Consider the following 222-nt stretch of genomic DNA (forward strand, 5'->3'; position numbering starts at 1 on the left):
TTTCGCGGTGGTGGCCAACGAGGTGAAGGAGCTGGCGCAGGAGACGGCGAAGGCGACCGAGGACATCGCCCGCCGGGTGCAGGCGATCCAGGGGGACACCACCGCGGCCGTCTCGGCGATCGGGGAGATCTCCCAGATCGTCGCGCAGATCTCCGACCGGCAGACCACCATCGCCTCGGCGGTGGAGGAGCAGACGGCGACGACCAACGAGATGAGCCGGTC

Annotated in this window: 1 pseudogene; it reads left to right on the plus strand. The window is 69.4% G+C overall.

From position 1 onward, the window contains the following. Window positions 1-222, plus strand: a pseudogene (locus E9549_RS24605) (methyl-accepting chemotaxis protein); the annotation flags it as partial.

The organism is Blastococcus sp. MG754426 (assembly GCF_021699055.1).
Classification (GTDB): Bacteria; Actinomycetota; Actinomycetes; order Mycobacteriales; family Geodermatophilaceae; genus Blastococcus.